The sequence below is a fragment of the Paraburkholderia piptadeniae genome, assembly GCF_900007165.1.
GTDB lineage: Bacteria > Pseudomonadota > Gammaproteobacteria > Burkholderiales > Burkholderiaceae > Paraburkholderia > Paraburkholderia piptadeniae.
In genome coordinates this window covers 1-1,563 of sequence record NZ_CYGY02000203.1, presented here as the reverse complement: position 1 = coordinate 1,563, position 1,563 = coordinate 1, and the positions used below count along the sequence as shown (strand labels likewise).

General features: G+C 57.3%; 2 protein-coding genes. Both read right to left on the bottom strand.

The window, feature by feature from the left end:
• Nucleotides 1-287, bottom strand: a 287-nt coding sequence (locus tag BN2476_RS47880; protein ID WP_218274616.1) for a hypothetical protein, incomplete at its 3' end; no start/stop codon positions are given.
• 166 nt (nt 288-453) lie between these two features.
• Nucleotides 454-1,470, bottom strand: coding sequence for an IS110 family RNA-guided transposase (locus BN2476_RS44405; RefSeq protein WP_087740424.1), 1,017 nt, complete (start codon nt 1,468-1,470; stop codon nt 454-456).
• Nucleotides 1,471-1,563 lie beyond the last annotated feature (93 nt).

The following is a 1,563-nucleotide window of genomic DNA, read 5'->3' as shown; positions in this document are numbered from 1 at the left end:
ATTGCGACACCCATTAGTCGGCCGAAGTCAAGGTGCAAATATCTATCCATCGCCGAATGGTCATGACGATGGGCATTTTTATCGTCATGACCATTCGGCGAAATTTCTTGAGTCATGCTGTCAGGGCCGCCTGCAAGGTTCGGTATCGCATCCGTTTTCTCGAGCTGGTTGCGAACCGGATCGCACCAGACACCCATCGGGTTCAAGCATGCCGTGATGTAACTCACGTCTGCCCTGGCGGTTGTTGCTGCCGCCCCAGAGAAACGTTGGTACCAGGCAAGGTCCAAAAGGTCTCGCAGAACCATGGCTGTTGCGTGCAACGCCAGTCAAGGATGGCTCATTGCCTGGGCGACCCGGTTATCGGCAAGCAGCGGGTGGGGCAAGGGGATGGCCCAATCAGAACCATGGATTTTCACCAGTTGCAATACTGGGCTCGGTCCCCTTGCGCCACCATTAGCCAAAGCAGCGGTTTATCTCAAATGGCTTGTGCTCCCGAAGCATGTGATAGCAGGCGCGCGCCAGCTTGTGCGCCAACGCCTTGATCGCGACAATCCTGTTTCGCGCGCGCTTCTTGCGCTCGTAAAAGCGCCTGGCTTCCGGACATGAGCGGATGGCGAAGTTGGCCGCCTCAACAAACGCCCACGCCAGATACTTGTTGCCATTCTTCGTATTGCCTTGGCCTTTTTTTCTGCTGTTGCTTTCGCGCCGGCTGTCCACGCAGCGGCAGTACGAACTGAAATTTCCCACCTCGGTGAAACGCGAGATGGTCCCGGCTTCCAGCATGATTGTGGTTGCGAGAACGGGACCAATGCCGGGGACCGAGTTCAGCAACGCGTAATCGGGACGCAGTTTTACCCGCTCCAGGAGTCGCTTCTCGATGATCGTGATTTCCTCCTGCAGGGTTTGCATGACCGCCAGATTGGCCTGCATCGCGAGCGTCACATCGGGCGCAAATCCGAATCCGTTGACCTGCACTTCATCGAGATGCTTGACCCGCTCACCCTGCATCTGCGCACCTGTATGGCGTGAGAACAGGTTCTCGATGGCGAGGATCTGCGCTGTACGGCATTGCACCAGTTGTATTCGCTTGCGTGAGAGGTCCCGCATCGGACGTTCTTCTGCTGGATAGATGTAGCCTTCTGGCAGAAGTCCCAGACGCAGCAGTTGTGCGAGATGGGCGGCATCGCTGAAGTCACCACTGTATTTCAGGCCCTCATACTGCTGGATCGCTGCGGGGTTGGCCAGATGTACCCTGTAGCCATCGCCCATCAACTCATCGACGAGCCAGTACCAGTTGTACGTTGCTTCGATGACCACGCCCACGAGATCTTCGCGGTGCGGTGCCAGTGCTGCCCGGATCTGGATGGGATCGTTCGGCAAGCGCCGTTGGTAGAGCACCCGGTCAGCGTCATCGCTGACCACAACTACGCTGTTGTTCGAATGAAGGTCGATTCCACTAAACTTGTCCATGCCGGCCTCCTGTGCGTCAAGTGGGTGGACCAACCCTGACTTTACGCCCGCCGCCCTACGGCAACGGCGTGAGGCCGGCTACATGATTATCAG

Bases quoted from the DNA above. Each gene is read 5' to 3' on its own strand.
- BN2476_RS44405 (WP_087740424.1), bottom strand. From the start codon at position 1,470: ATGGACAAGTTTAGTGGAATCGACCTTCATTCGAACAACAGCGTAGTT.